This window comes from Methylophaga sp. F7 (assembly GCF_056863975.1).
In genome coordinates this window covers 410363-430001 of record NZ_CM166511.1, presented here as the reverse complement: position 1 = coordinate 430001, position 19639 = coordinate 410363, and the positions used below count along the sequence as shown (strand labels likewise).

Genomic DNA, 19639 nt, shown 5'->3' with positions numbered 1-19639 from the left:
GCTTAACAGGCTGATTTTGCACTTCAAATCAGCCTGTTATATTTATCAGAATCTTCTCTAAACTGATTAGAGATCTTCGTCTTCAAAGTTGTAATCAAGCTTATCTGAAGGCTTATGAATATAATAACCTTGGGCATAATCAACACCCAACCGCCATAAAAGAGCAAGACTGACTGCGTCTGAGACAAACTCGGCAATACAGGGTTTTTCAGCCTGCTTTGCCATATCGATTATCGCTTTTATGGCTGCCTGATTTTCACTATCGTTCGCCATATTTTCGACAAAATTACCGTTGATTTTCAGATAGTCAACATCAAGCACATTCAGACTATGCGAAAATCCTATACCGGAACCAAAATGCTCTAATCCAAATTCACAGCCAATGGCCTTAAGTTTGGCAATAGTATTTTTGGTGTCTTCAATATTATCCACGGCGGCTGTTTCACTGATCTCAAAGATCAGCGCATGTCCGGTCAAATTATGTGCTGAAAGAGTGGCTGATAACCAGTCTACATAATCTTTTTCATGCAGAGTCTGTTCAGAAAGTTTAATAAAAAACCGTGTTTTGGGATGCGTTTTTTGATGTTCTGACAGCATTTTAAGTGCTGTACGAATGACCCATTTATCCACCTCTGCCATCATCTGCAACTTGACAGCATGCTGAATAAACTCCTCCGCTCGCAAGATTTTGTTTCCGTCCTGCAATCTTAATAGAACGTCATAGAACTCTTGTTGAGGACCGTGCAAAGCAACAATGGGTTGAAAATGAATATTGAATAAATCGTTGTTCAGGGCATTTTGCAACACTGTTTTCCAAGCAGAAAGTTCGCCTGAATCACTCTGGGGCATTTTCTCCTGGAATCGAGCTGTCTGATTTCCGCCAGCATGCTGGGCAATAGTACAGGCTTTATCAGCATTCTCCAGAGCTGTTTGGGCTGAGGCGACATTTTCACTGATACGCGCTATCCCAATACTACAGTGCAAATCGATCATTTTACCGTTGGTATGTGAAACAAAATCAGCAACGCTCTTCAAAAAAACATCAGCTCGTTTATCCACAAAACTTTCGTCGGTGCTGGGGATGATAATGGTAAAGATCTGATCACCGTAACGGCCGACCGTTTCACCCTCTTCGGCTGTTTGTAGCAATAGATCGGCAACACTTTTAATCAGAACATCGCTGGTCGCCAGACCTAGAAGCTCTTTAATTTGCTGAAAGTCATCGAGCACCATATAAAGCAAAGCAGAATCCTGCTGGTTTTCAGCTGCCTGGTTAACTGCAGACTGTAACGCATCTACAAAACGCGTTCGGTTGTATAGTCCGGTCAGAAAATCAAAGTCACGTAAACGTTGTAGTTGATCATTGTCTTCAACAAGGGCGACATTACGATCACGAACAACAACCTGAGTACATTCTTCTCCTTCTACCTGTGCATGGCTGAACTCGATATCCGCATCAAATGCATAACCACCACTCTTCAAACACTGAGCTGTGACCGTAGCCGGTTTTGAATCGACTTGCTCAGTAAACTGACGAAATACCATTTTAAATTTGGCATGGTCGTCAGGATCAATCAAATCAAGAATTGGCAAACCATCAATGTCTTCCTGTTCTTTATAACCAAACAGATTCAGGTAGGCACTGTTAACATATAAATGCATACCCTCGTGCATATAGGCCACGGCATCTCTGGAGCTTTCCAGTAAAGCTCGGGAGCGTTTTTCACTCTCGCGCAATGCACGTTCATTGCGTCGTCCAAGACGTCGCATAAACAGATTATCCAGTTCACGCTCAACAACGAACTTCAGCCGTTCAATGTCATCTTTCAAGACAACATCCTGAACGCCGGTCCGGAACAATTCTTTTTCAGCGGCTTTATTTTCAGTAATCACAATGCATGGTAAATCCTTACCCAGGCGTTTGATTACGTTAACAATTTCAACAGGAGCCAGCGCTGGCAAATTATCACGGCAAATAAGCAAATCCCAGCTTTGCTTGCTTAATGACTGCTCCAATGCATCAAAATCATCTTCACGCCCTGCTCTGACCGCATGGCCTGCACTGCGTAATATATTAATAATAGCGTCAGCTTCGGTAAGCGAATCGTCAATAATTAATAACCGTAAAATACCTTCAGCTCTCGCCACGCTGCTCACCTTTAGTAAATTGCACCGGTGTTTTCCCTTCCAGTTGGGTCATGGTTAATGTCATCCAATCGTAAGCCTTTTGATTAACGGCAGTAGCTGACAAATCCTGAATATCTATCTTAGCGCCAATCACCATTTTGATCACGCCTGGACGTTTAAGAAAGCCTTTTTTGCCCAAAAGCTGCCGGCATTATGCGCCACCGGAACGACTGGAACAGCTGCTTCCACCGCCAAACGGGCTCCACCCACCCCAAACCGCCCCATCGTGCCAGGCGGTAAACGCGTCCCTTCAGGAAACACCACAACCATTGCGCCTGATTGTAACCGTTCCTTGCCCTGCTCAATTACCTGATGCAAAGCCTGACGGCCGGCATTTCGATCAATGGCGATTGGCCGCAATGAAGCAAGTCCCCAACCAAAAAAAGGAATCCATAATAATTCACGTTTCAACACCCAGACCTGAGGAGGAAAGACAGCCTGTAACGCCAACGTTTCCCATGCGGATTGGTGTTTGCATAAAATCACACAAGGTTCTGTCGGAATATTTTCTCGTCCTTCAACTTCCAGCCTCAATCCACAAATAATTTTTAACAGCCAGATATTCATTACCGCCCAACGACTTACTACCCAATAGCGCTGTTTAAACGGTAATGGCCAGATTAGCACGCCAATCACCGAGAATAGAATGGCTGTTATTGCGTACACGGTCAGAAAGATGAATGAACGGAAAATTTGCATCAAATTACGATTTCCAACAATGCATCAGCAACTGCAGCCAGGTTGTCATATACAGGTACATCCTTGGGGATACCTTTCTTCAGAGTCTTTTCACCCTTTCCGGTGCGCACCAGAATGGGCTTGGCGCCAGCAGACTGTGCTGCCTGAATATCTCTCAGCGAATCGCCGACCGCAGGCACATGATCCAGATTCACCCGCAGTCGATGGGCAAGCTCTTTAAATGCTGCGTCTTTAGGTTTACGGCAGTCACAATTATCATCCGGCCCATGTGGGCAGAAAAAAATGGCTTCAATGCGTCCCCCAACCTGCGCCAGCATACGCCGCATTTTACTGTGAATACGATTGAGGGTTTCGACATCCAGAAAGCCTCTGGCAATGCCGGATTGATTGGTAATGATTACCACCCGGTAGCCAGCATAATTCAGTCTCGCAATAGCTTCCAGACTACCTTCAATAGGCTCCCATTCAGACGGAGATTTAATAAAATCATCCGAATCATGGTTTATCACACCATCACGATCGAGAATTATCAGCGACATATACGCATCCTAATTTTGTAATCGGGAAATATCCGCCACACCCAGAAACAATGCCCGAGTCTGATTCAGTAACGCCAGACGATTATGACGAATTGCTTCATCTTCTGCCATAACCATAACTTCGTCAAAAAACGCATCAATACTGTCGCGCATATCGGCCAGACGACGTAATACACCGGCGTAGTCGGCCTTTTGCATCATCGGAGCAACATCTGCAGAGACTTGTTGTAAGGTCTCAGCCAGTTTTTGTTCGGCGGTTTCTTCCAGTAAATCAGGATTTAATTGATGATCCGCTTCGTAGGCACCGTTTTTCCGCAGAATATTATCAATCCGTTTATTGCCTGCAGCCAGCGCTTCGGCCTGCTCCATCTCACGGAAAGCGGACACAGCCTGCATACGCTGCATAAAGTCCAATGGACGCGTGGGTTTCAAAGCAAGCACGGCTTCAAATACATCACCATGATGGCCGGCATCGGCCGCATAGCCGCGTAACCGATCAAACAGATATTGCATCACCGGCGCCACGATTTCTGTTTCAGTAAGCTGTTTATCGTAACTTTGCACTGACTGTTGTAAAAGTTCAGCCAGATCCAAATCCAGATTATTCTCGATGATAATTCTCAGTATGCCTAACGCCGCACGACGTAAGGCAAACGGATCTTTGGCACCTGATGGTGGTTGACCAATACCAAAAAGTCCGCACAAGGTATCGATTTTTTCGGCAAGACTTAATGCCTGTCCGGTTTTGCCCTGTGGCAAAGCATCACCGGCAAAACGTGGCAGATATTGCTCATCCATCGCTGCAGACAACTCTTCCTGCTCGCCATCAAAACGAGCATAGAAGCTGCCCATAATGCCTTGCAGTTCGGGAAATTCACCGACCATTTCAGTGACCAGATCACATTTGGCCAACATGGCAGCGCGTTCAGCCAGTGCTACATCACCACCAATTTTGCCCGCAATAAAACCAGCCAGTTTCGCAACACGTTGGGATTTATCAAAGACCGTGCCCAGTTGATTCTGGAACACGATGCTTTTCAGTTGTTCCTGACGATCCGCTAAGGGACGTTTTCTATCGGTATCCCAGAAAAACGCAGCATCGCTTAACCGGGGTAGAATTACCCGTTCATTACCGGCAATAACTTGCGCCGGATCGCGACTTTCAATATTACACACCGTAATAAAAAATGGCAGTAACTTGCCAGCCGCATCTTCTACCGGGAAATATTTTTGATGGCCCTGCATTGAAGAGATCAGTGCCTGCGAGGGCAATTCCAGAAAACGCTTTTCAAACTCCCCCGATAATGCAACCGGCCATTCCACCAGCCCGGTGACTTCATCGAGCAATTCATCATCAATAATGGCCTGACCACCCAGTTGGCTGGCCAATTCTTTGACCTGTCCGCGAATGGCTTCGCGACGCTCAGCAAAATCAACCATCACATGGCCTTCGCTAAGCAATTGTGGCGCGTAGGTTTGTGGACTACTGATTCGAATTGCCTGTGGATGATGGAAACGATGTCCATAACTAAGCTGATTGGATTGTACGCCCAGCAAGCTGGCCGGAATAATCTCATCCCCCAGCATCAAAATCAGCCAATGTACAGGCCTGACAAATTCTTCGGATAAACTGCCCCAACGCATTCGTTTGGGTATGGGCAATGCCGCCAAAGCCTGTTTGACTATCTCCGGCAGTAAATCAGTGGCAGCCTGTCCCGACTGTTTTTCGCGATAGACTAACCAGGCACCTTTATCCGTTTCCAGCGTTTCCAGAGCATCGACATCCACACCACAGGAACGGGCAAACCCCTGCAACGCTTTGGTCGGGTTACCCTCTTCGTCAAAACCGGCGGTAACAGCAGGTCCACGTTTTTCAATCTGCCGATCCGCCTGGTGGCTCTGCATTTCTGTGATGACAACGGCTAAACGACGTGGACTCGCATAGGCTTTTGAAGTTGAGAAAGTGAGTTCAGCCTCCGCTAATCCTTTTTCAACACCTTTCAGTAAAGCTTCACTCAGAGTCGAAAGGGCTTTAGGCGGTAATTCCTCAGTGCCAAGTTCTAACAGGAAATCACGTACATCACTCATGACTGCACCTCATCCTGTTTGCTTAACATCGGAAAGCCCAGGGATTCACGTCGGTCATAGTAAGCCTGAGCTACTGCTCTGGCCAGTGTTCTGACCCGCAGGATAAAGCGCTGTCGTTCTGTAACCGAAATCGCTTTACGTGCGTCGAGCAGATTAAAGGTATGTGATGCTTTTAAAACCATTTCATAAGCAGGTAATGGCAAGCCCGCTGCAATCATTCTTTCACTCTCTTTTTCACAGGTATCGAACTGCTGAAACAGATGTTCGGTATTGGCATGTTCAAAGTTGTAGGTCGACATTTCAACTTCATTCTGGTGAAACACATCGCCATAAGTCACTTTACCTAATGGACCATCTGCCCAGACCAAATCATAAACACTTGCAACGCCTTGCAGATACATGGCGATACGTTCCAGACCATAGGTGATTTCGCCGCTGACGGGTTTACATTCGAGGCCGCCAACCTGTTGGAAGTAGGTGAACTGTGTCACCTCCATGCCATTGAGCCAGACTTCCCAGCCGAGGCCCCAGGCACCTAATGTTGGTGATTCCCAGTTATCTTCTACAAAACGAATATCGTGAATAGTGGTATCAATTCCCAGCATTCTTAATGAGCCCAGATACAGCTCCTGAATATTCAATGGAGAGGGTTTGATCAAAACCTGAAACTGGTAATAATGCTGCAGTCGGTTCGGGTTATCACCATAACGTCCATCTGTTGGGCGACGGGATGGTTGTACATACGCCGCACTCCACGGCTCCGGGCCAATAGCTCGCAGGAAGGTTGCCGGGTGGAATGTGCCCGCTCCAACCTCCATATCATAGGGTTGCAATAACACACAGCCTTGTTCTGCCCAGTATTGTTGCAGACGTAGAATCAGTTCCTGAAAAGTTTTTGGCGTGGCCGCCACAGTTGCCGCAGAATCACTCATTGAGAAAATTGTCTTCGCATAACTAAAAATGTACTGATTATAGCGAATAAAGCAGTGGCTTGTAGAGACAACTCAGTAATGAATATTCAGGCTCGACGGTTTGACTAATGCGACTGTCACCGCAAAGAAACAGATACGGTACAATGCAGCGACCCATTAATCGTTAAAGAGCAGAATTATGTCGCGACATATCGGCATCGTGATGGATCCCATTTCAGCCATCAATATCAAAAAAGACAGCAGTTTTGCGATGCTGTTGGCCGCCCAGGCCAAAGGCTGGACGATTCAGTACATGGAACAACAGGATCTGTATCTGAGCCAAGGCAAAGTGATGGCCAGCATGCGGGATTTACAGGTCACAGAAGATGCCAACAACTGGTACCAACTTGGCGAACCAACAACCCGCAAACTTAGCGAACTTGATGCCATCCTGATGCGCAAAGATCCACCATTTGATATGGAATATATCTACAGCACATACCTCTTGGAACAGGCTCAGTCTGAGGGTGTATTGGTGGTGAACCATCCACAAAGCCTGCGTGATGCCAACGAAAAACTGTTTACCGCATGGTTTCCGCAATGTTGTCCGCCCACCTTAGTCACCCGAAAAAAACAATTGATGCGTGAATTTCAGCAACAACATGGCGATATTATTATCAAACCATTAGATGGCATGGGCGGCGCTTCCATTTTCAAAGTCAGTCAAGGCGATCCGAATTTTTCGGTGATTGTCGAAACGCTGACCGAGCAAGGCAAAAAATCGGTGATGGTGCAACAGTATTTACCGGCTATTAAAGACGGTGATAAACGTATTTTGTTGATTAACGGTGAGCCGGTGCCCTATGCGTTAGCCCGTATTCCTGCCGATGGCGAAACGCGCGGTAATCTGGCAGCGGGAGGGAGAGGTGAAGGCCGACCTTTAACAGAAAGAGACCGCTGGATTTGTCAGCAGGTTGGGCCAAAATTACGCGAAAAAGGTCTGTTATTTGTTGGTTTAGATGTGATTGGCGATTATCTGACCGAGATTAACGTCACCAGTCCAACCTGTATTCGTGAACTGGATCGGCAATTCAACCTGAATATTGCCGGTGATTTGATGAATTGTATTGAGGCACATTTATGAAGACTGTTTTAAACAGCCTTATATTGGTGATTGGTTTAAGTTTATTAAGTGCATGCGGTGATCAGGATCGCGCCTTACAAGCCAAGTTTTATGCGTTTGGCACCGAAATCGACATCAGTCTGTACGGTGTTGATGAAGAAACCGCAGCCAAAACCATTGATGCTCTGGAGCAATCCTTTTCAGAAGTAAATGACCTGTGGCATGCCTGGCAGCCCAGTGTATTAACCAAAATTAATGATGCAATCGCAGCAGAACAGCCTATTGCAGTGGATGACAATGTTGCCAGCGTGATTTTACTTGCCCAGAAACTGGCGAGAGACAGTGGGCATTTGTTTAATCCGGCAGCCGGTAACTTATTTGCATTATGGGGTTATGAACAGGATGACTGGTTTGAATCCCATCCACCTCCTGCACAGGCTGATATCGATGCATGGCTGGCCGTCAGCCCGACGATGGATGATATCGTTATCGAAAATGGTCAATTAACCAGTAACAACACTGCTGTCAGACTCGGTTTTGGTGGTTTTGCCAAAGGTTATGCGGTCGATAACGCCATCGCGATTCTGCAACAACAAGGCATTCAAAATGCTGTCGTCAATATTGGTGGCGATTTACGCGCCATAGGCACACATGGTGAACGTCCCTGGATTATTGGTATTCGCCACCCCAGACATGACAGAGTGTTAGCCTCAGTGGCAGTCAGTGATGATGAAAGTGTTTTCAGTTCCGGTGATTACGAACGATTTTTTACCTACGAAGGTAAACGCTACCCACATATACTGGATCCACGTACCGGTTATCCAGCTGATCAGGCAATGTCCTCAACGGTAATTCATGAAAATGCTTCAATGGCGGATGCCGCTGCAACAGCAATATTTGTGGCCGGAAGTGACTGGCCAACCATTGCAGCAGAAATGGGAATTGATATGGTAATGCTGGTGACAGAAGATGGTCAGGTTGAAATGAGTCCTGCTATGCAGAAACGCGTCAGATTAACCGGACATGATGCCGAACCGGTGATTCGCGAAATTCCCCACGAGTGAGCGAATGATTTCGACCAGCAGTGCCACTGATCGGATGATACTGACCCTTATCGGGTCGGTTATTTTGCATGTTATCGTGGTGTTTACCATCAGTTTTAATGTTTTTTCTCCACCGACCAACGCCCCGGTTAATCAGCTTGATATCACTTTGGTCAAACAACAAACCGAGCAGGCACCAGAAGAAGCCAGTTATCTTGCCCAGGTCAATAATGAAGGTGGCGGCGAAACCGATGAAAAATCACCTGAACCTACGCCGGAGCTAGCGGTACCGATTGCCGAAGAGGCTCCCGCATCAACAGATCCCGTATCTCCCGCGGTTACGGAACTGGATCCGGTTCCTGTAGAACCGGTTAACCCCGAACCTGTAGTGGAACCGGCTCCGCCAGTTGAACCATCCACTCCAGCAGAAGCGCCAGCTGAAAAGGTGGTTCCAGAGCCACCAGCTGAAAAAACAGTTGTTGAAGCAAAACCCGAACCCAAAACCACCAGCAAAAAAGTCACGGCTGAAAATGCTGATCGTAAGGTAGAGACTTCTGAAATTGTCGCTGAAGAGACCGTTGAAGAAACGGCAGAGATTACACCAAACATTTCCGGGGCAGAGCTGATTGCCCGTGCAAGAAGCGAAATCGGATCACTGCAAAGCACACTGGAATATAATAGCCGTGCGTTAAGTGAAACCCCAAAAAAACGTCGCATATCAGCAGCTACCAAGGAATATTCTGCCGCCGCCTATATGCGGGCCTGGGCAATGAAAGTCGAACGAATTGGTAACATGAATTATCCGCAGGAAGCCAAGGATAAGGGCGTTAATGGCAGCTTGATGTTATCAGTGGATATCAAACCGGATGGCAGTGTTCCCCCCGATGGCATTGTAGTATCACGCTCGTCCGGGCATAAGGTACTGGATGATGCCGCCGTGCGAATTGTGCGTTTAGGTGCTCCGTATGCCGCAATCCCCGAGGATGTTCTGAAAAATAATGACATGCTTACCATTATCCGCACCTGGAAATTTGAAAGTGCCCGAGGCCTGTCGGCCCGTTAGTTCTTCAGTCCGTATTTTGTTGTTGATATAACTGATACCCCGTCTCGGCCTTACTGCGGTTGTTATAACTCAGCGGCAATTCCGACTTCAGCTTTTCTGCAATTTGCTGTAAGACTTCCAGTGAGCCGTGACGTAACTCCAGTTCGACTTCATGTATGACCGCCCTATTGTTACCCGAAACAGCTTCGCCAAAATCATACGCCAGCTCAATCAGGGTATTCTGATCGGCCTCCAGCATAAGGATATCCCGGTCAAATTCGGTATAGAACAGACGCTGCAACTGCTTCCAGCTGCCACTGTCATCGACAATCGGCGCTAAGGGTGTCTGGCGAAGCAATGGCAGATCAAACTCACCATTGATGATCGGATGTTCCCACTCTTCACGCTGATGCAGACCATCTTGAACCTTGCCACTGGTTTTCACGGTTTGCAGCCATTGATCGTCGATCTGTCGCATACGCAAAGCGATGCCCTGCTGTTTCAGTTTCAGTTGCGGGGTATCAAAATATTCCGTCCGCAAATGCAACTGCTTTTGCTCACTGACCAAAGCTTGCAGCCATTCCAGATCAGCAAGATTCAGTTTGGTCTCGCCATTCACGGCGAGTTTCATTTCCTGTTCAAGACTCATTTCAGTAACGGCTTCAGATAATGTCCGGTATGCGAACGTGGGTATTCAGTGATTTGCTCCGGCGTGCCGACAGCAATCACTTCACCACCGCCAGCACCACCTTCAGGGCCCATATCAATTACCCAATCGGCGGTTTTTACCACATCCAGATTATGCTCAATCACCACGATAGTGTTACCCCGGTCGCGTAAGTGATGCAAGACTTTCAGCAGTTGCTCAATATCGTAAAAATGTAGCCCGGTGGTCGGCTCATCTAGGATATACAGCGTTTTACCGGTATCACGTTTGGATAATTCTTTGGCCAGTTTGACCCGCTGCGCTTCACCGCCGGAAAGCGTTGTAGCGTTCTGCCCCAGCTTGATATAGGTCAGGCCGACATCGATCAGGGTTTGCAGTTTTTTTGCCACCACCGGAATATTTTCAAAAAACACATTGGCATCTTCGATAGTCATATCCAACACTTCAGTGATGGTTTTACCTTTATAGCGAATATCCAGGGTTTCCCGATTGTAGCGCTTACCTTTGCAGACATCACAAGGCACATAAATATCGGGTAAAAAGTGCATTTCGACCTTAATCAGACCATCACCCTGACAGGCTTCACAACGGCCACCTTTAACATTAAAGCTAAATCTTCCAGGTCCATAACCTCTGGCCCGTGCTTCCTGAGTACCCGCAAATAACTCTCGTATCGGGGTAAAAAGACCGGTGTAAGTAGCAGGATTAGAGCGTGGCGTCCGACCAATCGGACTTTGATTAATCGCCACCACTTTATCCAACTGTTCCAGGCCGAGAATATCGGTATGCGGTGCGGGTTCTTCAGAAGCACCATTCAATGTCTTGGAAGTCAGCTTCAGCAGCGTTTCATTAATTAATGTGGACTTTCCTGAACCAGACACGCCGGTTACACATGTCATAAGTCCTATTGGAATATCGACATCGACATGTTTCAGGTTATTACCGCAGGCCCCTCGCAAGCCAATGGATTTACCGGCATGGGCGGTTTCGCGTTTCGCTGGTATTTCAATTTTTCGCCGACCAGAAAGGTACTGTCCGGTAAGCGAATGCTCACTTTTCATAATATCTTCTGGTGTGCCCTGCGCCACAATTTCACCGCCATGAACACCGGCACCCGGCCCGATATCCAAAACATAATCGGCACTGCGAATCGCGTCCTCATCATGTTCAACCACAATCACCGTATTTCCCAAATCACGCAGCCGGGTCAGTGTTCCCAACAGACGATCATTGTCACGTTGATGCAAGCCAATGGAGGGTTCATCGAGGATATACATCACACCGACCAGACCGGCACCGATCTGGCTGGCCAGCCGGATACGCTGCGCTTCACCACCAGATAAGGTATCGGCACTGCGCGCCAGCGAAAGGTAATCCAGCCCGACATTAACCAGAAAACTTAATCGGGCACTAATCTCGCTGACTATCTTGCTGGCTATCTCGCCTCGTTTACCCGGCAACTGTAATTGCTGGAAAAACTCGGTGGCTTCACCAATCGGCATCGCCGTTATTTCTGGTAAATTGGTTTCATTGATAAATACATTTCGAGAGGCTTCGCGTAAGCGGTTGCCATGACAATCCGGACAGGCTCTGATTGAATGGAATTTCGCCAGTTCATCGCGCACACTACCTGATTCAGTCTCATGATAGCGGCGTTGCAAATTGGGGATAATGCCTTCGAATGAATGTTTACGACTTACCCGCTTGCCACGATCACTGATATAACTGAAATCAATTTCAGTACGACCACTGCCATACAAAATCACTTGCCTGACATTTTCAGGTAATGAATCAAATGCCGCATCAATATCAAATTGAAAGTGATCGGCTAGCGATAGAATCATTTGATAATAATAGGCATTACGACGATCCCATCCACGAATGGCACCGGCGGCCAAACTGAGTTCAGGGTGTGCAACGACTCGGGAAGGATCTACAAACTGCTTGATACCCAGACCATCACATGTCGGGCAGGCACCGGCCGGATTATTAAAGGAAAACATGCGCGGTTCGAGTTCAGCAATCGAATAACCACATTCAGAACAGGCAAAACGGGCCGAAAACAACGTTTGATCGGCATCATCATCCATCGAGACCACTTTGGCCACACCATCGGCTAATTTCAAAGCCGTTTCAAACGATTCCGCTAGACGCTGTTGCAGGTCTTCGCGTACTTTAAAACGGTCAACCACGGCTTCTATCGTGTGTTTTTTGCGTAATTCAAGCTCTGGTGGATCGTCCAACTCAACGACCTCACCATTGACTCTGGCACGAACAAACCCTTGCGCCCGCAGCCCTTCAAACACAGACAGATGTTCGCCCTTGCGATCCTGAATCACCGGTGCCAATAGCATTAAACGTTTGCCTTCGGGCATCGCTAATACAGTGTCCACCATCTGACTGACGGTCTGGGCTTCCAGCGGCAGATGATGCGTTGGGCAGCGCGGCTCACCGGCTCGCGCCAGTAATAATCTTAAATAATCATAGATTTCAGTGATGGTGCCGACAGTGGAACGTGGATTATGCGATGTCGACTTCTGTTCAATCGAAATCGCCGGTGAAAGGCCCTCGATATGATCCACATCGGGTTTTTCCATCATCGATAAAAACTGTCGGGCATAGGCTGACAGCGATTCCACATAACGCCGCTGACCTTCTGCATATAAGGTATCAAAAGCCAGTGACGATTTGCCTGATCCAGACAAGCCGGTAATCACAATCAGCGCATCTCTGGGCAGGTCCAGATCGATGTTTTTCAAGTTATGCGTACGGGCGCCGCGAATACTGATTTTTTTCATGCCTGTTCCGTAGTAAAATCCAACGGATCAATATACTCTGTCACCCTATCATGACGCAAAAGCAAGCCACACCTGACGCACTTAGTGCGCTGGAGAAACGTACTATTTCCGGTTTATCTGTCATCTTCGCCCTGCGTATGCTGGGTTTGTTTATGATTTTGCCGGTATTTTCGCTCTCCGCTCAACAATATTCACACAGCACGCCTTTACTAATAGGTCTGGCGATTGGTGCCTATGGTTTAACGCAGGCGCTGTTGCAAATTCCATTTGGCATGCTCTCCGACCGGATTGGTCGTAAGAAGGTCATATATCTGGGGTTGATCCTGTTTGCTCTTGGTAGCCTGTTAGCCGCTATGGCAGACTCAATCTACACTGTCATTATTGGAAGATTATTACAAGGCAGTGGCGCGATTGCCGCCGTAGTGATGGCCCTCACCGCAGACCTTACCCGCGATCAGCATCGCACCAAAGCGATGGCTGCCATTGGTATCAGCATTGGCTTATCTTTTTCAGTGGCGTTAGCCAGTGGTGCGGCTTTAGAAAGCTGGATTGGACTGGATGGTCTCTTCTGGGCCACTGCATTAATGGCTATTTTTGGCATGCTGGTATTGCATTGGTGGGTACCCACGCCGTATAAACATAAACAACATCAGGATATGAAACCTGCCCGTGCGCAAATTGGTGAAGTATTGGCCAATACTTCGATTATGCGGCTGGTGGCCAGTATTCTGATTCTCCATTTATTACTCACCTTAAGCTTTTTCGCGCTGCCGATCGCCTTGCAGGATTTTGCTGGCGTGGCCAAAGCGGATTTAGCGTTAACCTATTTACCAGTGTTATTACTGGCGTTTATCTGCATGGTGCCGTTTATTCTGATCGCCGAAAAACAGCGCAAAATGAAAATGGTGTTTATCGGTGCAATCGCTGTCCTGGCTGTTGCTCAAGTAGGTTGGGCGTTATTGCCAAGCTCATTAGCGATGCTGATGATTTGCTTATGGTTATTTTTCACCGCATTTAATATTCTTGAAGCCAGCTTGCCTTCGATGATGTCCAAACTCAGTCCGATTAAAAACAAAGGCACCGCGATGGGCATCTATTCCAGCGCGCAATTTATTGGCGCTTTTCTGGGCGGTATATTGGGTGGCGTTATATATAGTTTCGGTGATATCAGCTGGATCTTCTGGTCAGCGGGGCTCATTAGTGCATGTTGGTTAATTATGATGTTGCCGATGCAAGCCCCAAAACATTACAGTAGCCGCATTGTTCCATTAAACGAAGTCACCGCCGAGACCGCTGATGAATTTGTAGAACGGCTGAATGCTATCAAGGGCGTGGTTGAAATCGTCATTGTGCTGGAAGAGAGGATTGCATACGTCAAATACCTCGCCGATGATGTAGATCTACATGAACTCGAAGCATGTCTGATTTATGCGTAAAATGAACCAAAATTTGAATTAGTAAAGGAATTCACCATGTCAGTAAACAAAGTTATTCTGGTTGGCAGACTCGGGGTCGATCCTGAAAGCCGGGCATTTCCTAATGGTGGTTCGATCTGTAATTTGCGGATTGCGACCTCAGAAAGCTGGCGTGACAAACAAACCGGTGAGCGCCAGGAACGTACCGAATGGCATCGTGTCGTGTTACGCAATAAACTGGGTGAAATCGCTCAGCAATATCTGCGTAAAGGCTCACAAGTCTATATTGAAGGCCGTATTCAGACCCGTAAATGGCAAAACCAGCAAGGTCAGGATCAATACACCACCGAAATCGTTGGTAATGAAATGACCATGCTGGACAGCAAAGGTGCGGGTGGTGGCGGAAGCAACGATAATCAGGATTACAACCAAAATCGCCCTTCTCAACCAGCAGCGAAAAGTAACTACAACAATCCACAACCTGCTTCAGCATCTGCGGGTCCGGATTATGGTTCAGGCGGCGAAGCGGATTATTACGATGATGATATTCCGTTCTAATCATTAGCAGAAACCTACAAAAAGGCCCCTGAAATAGGGGCTTTTTTTGGAAAAATGATCCGATAAAACTGCTCTAACCGCTCCATAATTGAGCATTATAATTTAAATTCGCACAATTCTGGTGCAACAAACATTTACTGTCGTAACCTAAAAACAAGTCAAGCTATTGTTTTTAATTAATATCTAAACACTTTATGAAGTTGGCCTGGATCCTGCGTTTACAACTGCAGCGTGTTAGAGGTGTTTTTATCACACCAAAAGAACAGCAATAGGGTCTCTAGGGTTCCGGTTATGTAAATAACGTCTGGACCGAGAGTGACCGACCTTCACAGCGAAGGTTACACGGAGGGATAAAAGCCCGGGAGATTGTTTGAATAAAACATCTCTTTCATCGTGTTCTTAAACTAAGCTGTGAGGTACTACCAAAATGAAGCGCACTTTTTACCGCATCGGCAGCGTTTTGCTGCTTTCACTCTCTTTTATTATTTCCCCATTAGCAGCACACGCTGAAACCAAAGATAAATTCAGTATTGCCTGGACAATTTATGCTGGCTGGATGCCATGGGATTACGCTGACAATGCAGGCATCGTTAAAAAGTGGGCCGATAAATACGATATCGAAATAGATGTCGTGCAGATCAACGATTACATCGAGTCTATTAATCAATATACCGCTGGCCAGTTTGATGGTTGCACCATGACCAATATGGATGCCTTGACCATTCCTGCTGCGGGTGGTGTGGATAGTACAGCCTTAATCATCGGTGACTTTTCCAACGGCAATGATGGCATCGTGCTGAAAGGCGCAGATAAAAAGCTTGCTGATATTAAAGGTCAACGGGTCAATCTGGTCGAATTATCCGTTTCGCATTACCTGTTAGCGCGTGCTTTGGATAGCGTCGATATGAGTGAACGCGATGTGACCGTAGTCAACACCTCAGATGCCGATCTGGTAGGCGTATTTAATGCATCGGATGTCACCTCTACAGTCACCTGGAATCCATTACTGTCAGAAATCACTGCTATTCCTGATACCACCAAGGTATTTGATTCCTCTGATATCCCGGGCGAAATCATCGACCTGTTAGTAGTGAATACAGAAACGCTAGAAGCTAATCCGGCTTTTGGTAAAGCGTTAACCGGCGCCTGGTATGAAATCATGGCCAAAATGCAAGCAGGTGATGAAGAAGCCTTAACGATGATGGCTGAAGCATCAGGAACCGATCTGGCAGGCTATCAAGCACAGCTGGATGCAACTAACATGTTCTACACAGCCGCTGAAGCGGTCAGTTTTGCCAACAGCGATCAGCTGCAAGCAACGATGAAACACATTACTGACTTCTCATTTGATCATGGTCTGTTAGGCGATGGCGCGATGGATGCCGATTTTATCGGTATTGCCTATCCTGATGGTGACGTGGCAGGTGATAAAAACAACGTCAAACTCAGATTTGATTCCAGTTTCATGAAAATGGCTGCGGATAACGCCCTTTAGGTTAAGAAACACAGGGAGTTTCTCGTGAAGAGACTGATCAATCAGCGTCCAGGTACTCTAGGAAAATACTTGCTGGGTCTATTGCCATTCGTTGTTATTGGGATTGTTTATTTTTACTTTTCCAGTGAACGTCTGGCAATTAATCCGAATGATAAGTTGATGCCATCAATGCAGTCTTTTATCGATGCGGTGTCTTATCTGGCATTTGAGCCCAACAAGCGTACCGGTGATTATGTACTGTGGGCGGATACTGCTGCCAGCCTGCAAAGACTAGGACTCGGTGTCGGCATAAGTGCTTTGACCGGTCTGATTATCGGCATTCTGGTCGGCATTATTCCATTGGTCAGAGCTGGGATAGCACCGGTGATAACCATCATTTCACTGGTGCCACCTTTAGCCATTTTGCCAATATTGTTCATTATATTCGGGTTGGGTGAACTCTCCAAAGTGATGCTGATTGTGCTCGGCATCACGCCCTTTCTGATCCGCGACGTACAACTCAGGGTGATGGCATTACCGCATGAAATCATCATTAAAGCCCAGACATTGGGCGCCAACAGCTGGCAACTGATTCTTCGTGTGGTATTACCTCAAGTGTTACCCAAGCTGATTGATGCCGTTCGCTTGAGTCTGGGCTCGGCCTGGTTATTTCTGATTGCGGCAGAAGCCATTTCTGCCACCGAAGGACTGGGCTACCGTATTTTTCTGGTTCGACGCTATATGTCGATGGACATCATTTTGCCTTATGTGGTGTGGATCACCTTGTTGGCCTTTTTGATGGATTACCTGCTGAGACGCCTGTCAAAAAGCGTCTTCCCCTGGCATTCGACCGACCAGGGGGAAAGCAAATGAACGATATCAAGATCAAAAATCTGTGGAAGGAATACGGCGACAATATTGTGCTGGAAAACATTAACCTTGATGTCAAAGCTGGCGAATTTGTCACGCTGGTGGGTGCATCAGGTTGTGGCAAAACCACTTTTCTGAAAATGCTGTTGGGCACTGAGCAACCCACGCGAGGTGAATTGCTGTTAAACGGTAAACCAATAGCTAATGAACCGGGTGCTGATCGCGGCATCGTGTTTCAGAAATACTCGGTATTTTCCCACCTTAACGTCGTCGAAAATGTGATGCTGGGTGAGGAACTGAAGGAATCCCCCTTACTGGGACGCTGCTTTGGCAAAAAACGTCAGGCTATTCGTGAACGGGCGATCGCGTTGTTGGAAAAGGTCGGTCTCAACCACGCTTTAACCAAATATCCCAGCGAATTGTCAGGTGGTATGCAACAACGGCTGGCAATCGCCCAGGCTTTAATTAAACAGCCACAAATTCTGTTACTGGATGAACCCTTCGGTGCACTGGATCCGGGTATTCGATCCGATATGCACGAGTTGATTCTGGAGATATGGCGCGAGACCAATATCACGATATTTATGATCACCCATGATCTCTCCGAAGGTTTCTCCCTGGGCACCCAACTGCTGGTCTTTGATAAACAGCGACATGATCCGGATCAGCCTAACCGCTATGGGGCGTCGATAACTTATGACATACCGGTAGGACGTTCCAAAAAAACAAATCAATAATGATTTTCAAGATACGTTGATGACACAACAGGCTATAAACAATGACTGAAATTACCCAAGACAAAGACGTTTTATATCAAGACACGCTTCCAGGTGGAGCTCACTGGTCAATGCTGATGCGAAAAGGCACCATCCTGCGGCTGATTGACCAGGAAGGCGGCGCCAATGTCGGCATGTTGTTTTACAACCCCGAGAATACGCTGGAACGCTACAACGCTCCCGACACCTTGAAATGTCAGCATACCTTCAAACTCACCAAAGGCCATTGCCTTTATTCTGATATGGGCCGCATCTTTTGCTCAATTACAGAAGATACGCTTGGCTGGCACGATACCGTGGGTGGCAATCTGACCAATGCTGCGTTGGAGGAAAAATGGGGCATCAAAAATTACCAGCAGTTTCGAAATGATTGGACCATCAGTGGTGAACAGGCCTTTTTAGTCGAATTGGCCAAATATGGTCTGAATAAACGCGATATGGCAGCCAATCTTAATTTGTTTAGCAGTATCAAAACAGATGATCTGGGCAATATGAGCTATGTCGAAAACCACAGTAAAGCCGGTGATTATGTGGATCTGCGCTTTGAAATGGATACCCTGGTGCTGTTCCACACCTGCCCACATCCGATGAACACGGCAGCGACCTATCCGAAAAAACCGGTTATCTATCAAATTCGAAATGCTGCCGCCCTCACTGAAGACGATCTGTGCCTGAATGCCTGTGCCGAAAACCAGCGTGGTTTTGAAAACAATCGTCTCTATCACCTGTGTGGTCATCATTAACGAAAAAGGACAAACAGATCGTGATTAAAGAAAGTCATTTGAATATTAATCAGGCAGCCCGTTACGAAGAACTACTGGCCGGTGATTATTGGATGCAACCGCTGCTGAAAAACCAGACGTTGCGCATTGTCGATTTACATGGAAATCAGGCAGCAGATACATTGTTCTATAGTGTTGCTGATCCTGCTGAACGCTACAGCGCGATAGATACCATTCGCGAACAAAAAAATGTTTACCTGACTGCCGGTACCACCTTACTGACCAATATGGGAAATCCCATGTTAACCATTACCGCCGACACCTGCGGTCGTCACGATACCCTGGGCGGAGCCTGTGCTACGGAATCCAACACCGTGCGATACGCACTGGAAAAGAAAACCATGCATGCCTGTCGGGACAGCTGGATGTTGGCTGTTGCTGAAAACGAACAGTTCGGCATCAGCAAACGCGATATCACTCATAACATCAATTTTTTTATGAATGTACCGGTCACTAAACAAGGTGGGTTGACCTTTGCAGACGGTATTTCTGAAGCCGGTAAATACGTTGAAATGCAGGCTGAAATGGATGTCATCGTGTTGATTTCTAATTGTCCTCAGCTTAATAACCCTTGTAACGCCTACAACCCGACACCGATAGGTCTTTACATCTGGGATTGATGATTCACACAGTAATAACGTGTTTTAAGACGACTTGAAACGCGCCG

Annotated in this window: 18 protein-coding genes and 1 riboswitch; of the genes, 10 read left to right on the top strand and 8 right to left on the bottom strand. The window is 47.0% G+C overall.

What is annotated here, in order from left to right; genetic code table 11:
* Positions 1 to 66 precede the first annotated feature (66 nt).
* The 6 genes from AC08OG_RS02175 to glyQ are packed head-to-tail and all read right to left on the bottom strand — an operon-like array spanning position 67 to position 6445.
* Positions 67 to 2148, bottom strand: a complete 2082-nt coding sequence (locus AC08OG_RS02175) for an EAL domain-containing protein (RefSeq protein ID WP_439502952.1) — start codon at positions 2146 to 2148, stop codon at positions 67 to 69.
* Entirely contained in the window at positions 2135 to 2284 is a 150-nt protein-coding gene (locus tag AC08OG_RS02170) for a hypothetical protein (protein WP_482929984.1), read from the bottom strand. The genes AC08OG_RS02175 and AC08OG_RS02170 overlap by 14 nt, the downstream gene beginning before the upstream one ends.
* A gap of 5 nt (positions 2285 to 2289) precedes the next feature.
* Complete coding sequence (locus AC08OG_RS02165; protein ID WP_482930516.1) at positions 2290 to 2886, bottom strand: lysophospholipid acyltransferase family protein; 597 nt, start codon at positions 2884 to 2886, stop codon at positions 2290 to 2292.
* Positions 2886 to 3425, bottom strand: a complete 540-nt coding sequence (gmhB, locus tag AC08OG_RS02160) for a D-glycero-beta-D-manno-heptose 1,7-bisphosphate 7-phosphatase (RefSeq protein WP_292400527.1) — start codon at positions 3423 to 3425, stop codon at positions 2886 to 2888. The genes AC08OG_RS02165 and gmhB overlap by 1 nt, the downstream gene beginning before the upstream one ends.
* A 9-nt stretch (positions 3426 to 3434) precedes the next feature.
* Complete coding sequence (gene glyS, locus AC08OG_RS02155) at positions 3435 to 5513, bottom strand: glycine--tRNA ligase subunit beta (protein ID WP_482929983.1); 2079 nt, start codon at positions 5511 to 5513, stop codon at positions 3435 to 3437.
* Complete coding sequence (gene glyQ / locus AC08OG_RS02150; protein WP_292354657.1) at positions 5510 to 6445, bottom strand: glycine--tRNA ligase subunit alpha; 936 nt, start codon at positions 6443 to 6445, stop codon at positions 5510 to 5512. The genes glyS and glyQ overlap by 4 nt, the downstream gene beginning before the upstream one ends.
* 178 nt (positions 6446 to 6623) lie before the next feature.
* Between glyQ and gshB the strand changes: the two genes are divergently transcribed.
* From gshB to AC08OG_RS02135, 3 genes are read left to right on the top strand one after another with little or no spacing between them, the layout of a single operon-like run.
* Positions 6624 to 7568, top strand: a complete 945-nt coding sequence (gene gshB / locus AC08OG_RS02145) for a glutathione synthase (protein ID WP_482929982.1) — start codon at positions 6624 to 6626, stop codon at positions 7566 to 7568.
* Positions 7565 to 8611 (top strand): FAD:protein FMN transferase, encoded by a 1047-nt coding sequence (locus AC08OG_RS02140; protein WP_482929981.1) that lies wholly within the window; start codon positions 7565 to 7567, stop codon positions 8609 to 8611. The genes gshB and AC08OG_RS02140 overlap by 4 nt, the downstream gene beginning before the upstream one ends.
* A 4-nt stretch (positions 8612 to 8615) precedes the next feature.
* Positions 8616 to 9653, top strand: a complete 1038-nt coding sequence (locus AC08OG_RS02135) for an energy transducer TonB (RefSeq protein ID WP_482929980.1) — start codon at positions 8616 to 8618, stop codon at positions 9651 to 9653.
* A gap of 4 nt (positions 9654 to 9657) precedes the next feature.
* On the opposite strand, the gene AC08OG_RS02130 is transcribed toward AC08OG_RS02135, so the two are convergent.
* Positions 9658 to 10281, bottom strand: a complete 624-nt coding sequence (locus tag AC08OG_RS02130) for a CYTH domain-containing protein (protein WP_292400543.1) — start codon at positions 10279 to 10281, stop codon at positions 9658 to 9660.
* Positions 10278 to 13097 (bottom strand): excinuclease ABC subunit UvrA, encoded by a 2820-nt coding sequence (gene uvrA, locus AC08OG_RS02125; protein WP_482929979.1) that lies wholly within the window; start codon positions 13095 to 13097, stop codon positions 10278 to 10280. The genes AC08OG_RS02130 and uvrA overlap by 4 nt, the downstream gene beginning before the upstream one ends.
* 50 nt (positions 13098 to 13147) lie before the next feature.
* On the opposite strand from uvrA, the gene AC08OG_RS02120 reads away from it, so the two are divergent.
* The 7 genes from AC08OG_RS02120 to AC08OG_RS02090 all read left to right on the top strand — a co-directional run bounded on the left by AC08OG_RS02120 (position 13148) and on the right by AC08OG_RS02090 (position 19592).
* Positions 13148 to 14533, top strand: a complete 1386-nt coding sequence (locus AC08OG_RS02120) for an MFS transporter (RefSeq protein WP_482929978.1) — start codon at positions 13148 to 13150, stop codon at positions 14531 to 14533.
* Between the two features lie 36 nt (positions 14534 to 14569).
* Positions 14570 to 15070, top strand: a complete 501-nt coding sequence (gene ssb / locus AC08OG_RS02115) for a single-stranded DNA-binding protein (protein ID WP_292354642.1) — start codon at positions 14570 to 14572, stop codon at positions 15068 to 15070.
* 266 nt (positions 15071 to 15336) lie between these two features.
* Positions 15337 to 15437, top strand: a riboswitch (guanidine-I (ykkC/yxkD leader).
* 60 nt (positions 15438 to 15497) lie between these two features.
* Positions 15498 to 16565 (top strand): putative urea ABC transporter substrate-binding protein, encoded by a 1068-nt coding sequence (locus AC08OG_RS02110; protein WP_292748475.1) that lies wholly within the window; start codon positions 15498 to 15500, stop codon positions 16563 to 16565.
* Between the two features lie 24 nt (positions 16566 to 16589).
* Entirely contained in the window at positions 16590 to 17417 is an 828-nt protein-coding gene (locus AC08OG_RS02105) for an ABC transporter permease (protein WP_482929977.1), read from the top strand.
* Positions 17414 to 18151: an ABC transporter ATP-binding protein gene (locus AC08OG_RS02100; protein WP_482929976.1), complete on the top strand. Its 738-nt coding sequence runs from the start codon at positions 17414 to 17416 to the stop codon at positions 18149 to 18151. Before AC08OG_RS02105 ends, AC08OG_RS02100 begins: the two co-directional genes overlap by 4 nt.
* A 41-nt stretch (positions 18152 to 18192) precedes the next feature.
* On the top strand, positions 18193 to 18933 hold the full coding sequence (locus AC08OG_RS02095) for an urea amidolyase associated protein UAAP1 (protein ID WP_482929975.1): 741 nt from the start codon (positions 18193 to 18195) through the stop codon (positions 18931 to 18933).
* Between the two features lie 20 nt (positions 18934 to 18953).
* Positions 18954 to 19592 carry an urea amidolyase associated protein UAAP2 gene (locus AC08OG_RS02090; RefSeq protein WP_482929974.1) on the top strand — a complete coding sequence of 213 codons (639 nt, stop codon included), beginning with the start codon at positions 18954 to 18956 and terminating at the stop codon, positions 19590 to 19592.
* Positions 19593 to 19639: the final 47 nt, after the last annotated feature.

What these genes read in the sequence shown, in the direction of transcription:
- AC08OG_RS02140 (WP_482929981.1), top strand. Translation starts at nt 7,565, where the DNA reads ATGAAGACTGTTTTAAACAGCCTTATATTGGTGATTGGTTTAAGTTTA.
- AC08OG_RS02135 (WP_482929980.1), top strand. Translation starts at nt 8,616, where the DNA reads ATGATTTCGACCAGCAGTGCCACTGATCGGATGATACTGACCCTTATC.
- AC08OG_RS02110 (WP_292748475.1), top strand. Translation starts at nt 15,498, where the DNA reads ATGAAGCGCACTTTTTACCGCATCGGCAGCGTTTTGCTGCTTTCACTC.
- glyS (WP_482929983.1), bottom strand. Translation starts at nt 5,513, where the DNA reads ATGAGTGATGTACGTGATTTCCTGTTAGAACTTGGCACTGAGGAATTA.
- AC08OG_RS02120 (WP_482929978.1), top strand. Translation starts at nt 13,148, where the DNA reads ATGACGCAAAAGCAAGCCACACCTGACGCACTTAGTGCGCTGGAGAAA.
- glyQ (WP_292354657.1), bottom strand. Translation starts at nt 6,445, where the DNA reads ATGAGTGATTCTGCGGCAACTGTGGCGGCCACGCCAAAAACTTTTCAG.
- AC08OG_RS02095 (WP_482929975.1), top strand. Translation starts at nt 18,193, where the DNA reads ATGACTGAAATTACCCAAGACAAAGACGTTTTATATCAAGACACGCTT.
- AC08OG_RS02130 (WP_292400543.1), bottom strand. Translation starts at nt 10,281, where the DNA reads ATGAGTCTTGAACAGGAAATGAAACTCGCCGTGAATGGCGAGACCAAA.
- uvrA (WP_482929979.1), bottom strand. Translation starts at nt 13,097, where the DNA reads ATGAAAAAAATCAGTATTCGCGGCGCCCGTACGCATAACTTGAAAAAC.
- AC08OG_RS02100 (WP_482929976.1), top strand. Translation starts at nt 17,414, where the DNA reads ATGAACGATATCAAGATCAAAAATCTGTGGAAGGAATACGGCGACAAT.
- gshB (WP_482929982.1), top strand. Translation starts at nt 6,624, where the DNA reads ATGTCGCGACATATCGGCATCGTGATGGATCCCATTTCAGCCATCAAT.
- AC08OG_RS02165 (WP_482930516.1), bottom strand. Translation starts at nt 2,886, where the DNA reads ATGCAAATTTTCCGTTCATTCATCTTTCTGACCGTGTACGCAATAACA.
- AC08OG_RS02170 (WP_482929984.1), bottom strand. Translation starts at nt 2,284, where the DNA reads ATGGTGATTGGCGCTAAGATAGATATTCAGGATTTGTCAGCTACTGCC.
- gmhB (WP_292400527.1), bottom strand. Translation starts at nt 3,425, where the DNA reads ATGTCGCTGATAATTCTCGATCGTGATGGTGTGATAAACCATGATTCG.
- ssb (WP_292354642.1), top strand. Translation starts at nt 14,570, where the DNA reads ATGTCAGTAAACAAAGTTATTCTGGTTGGCAGACTCGGGGTCGATCCT.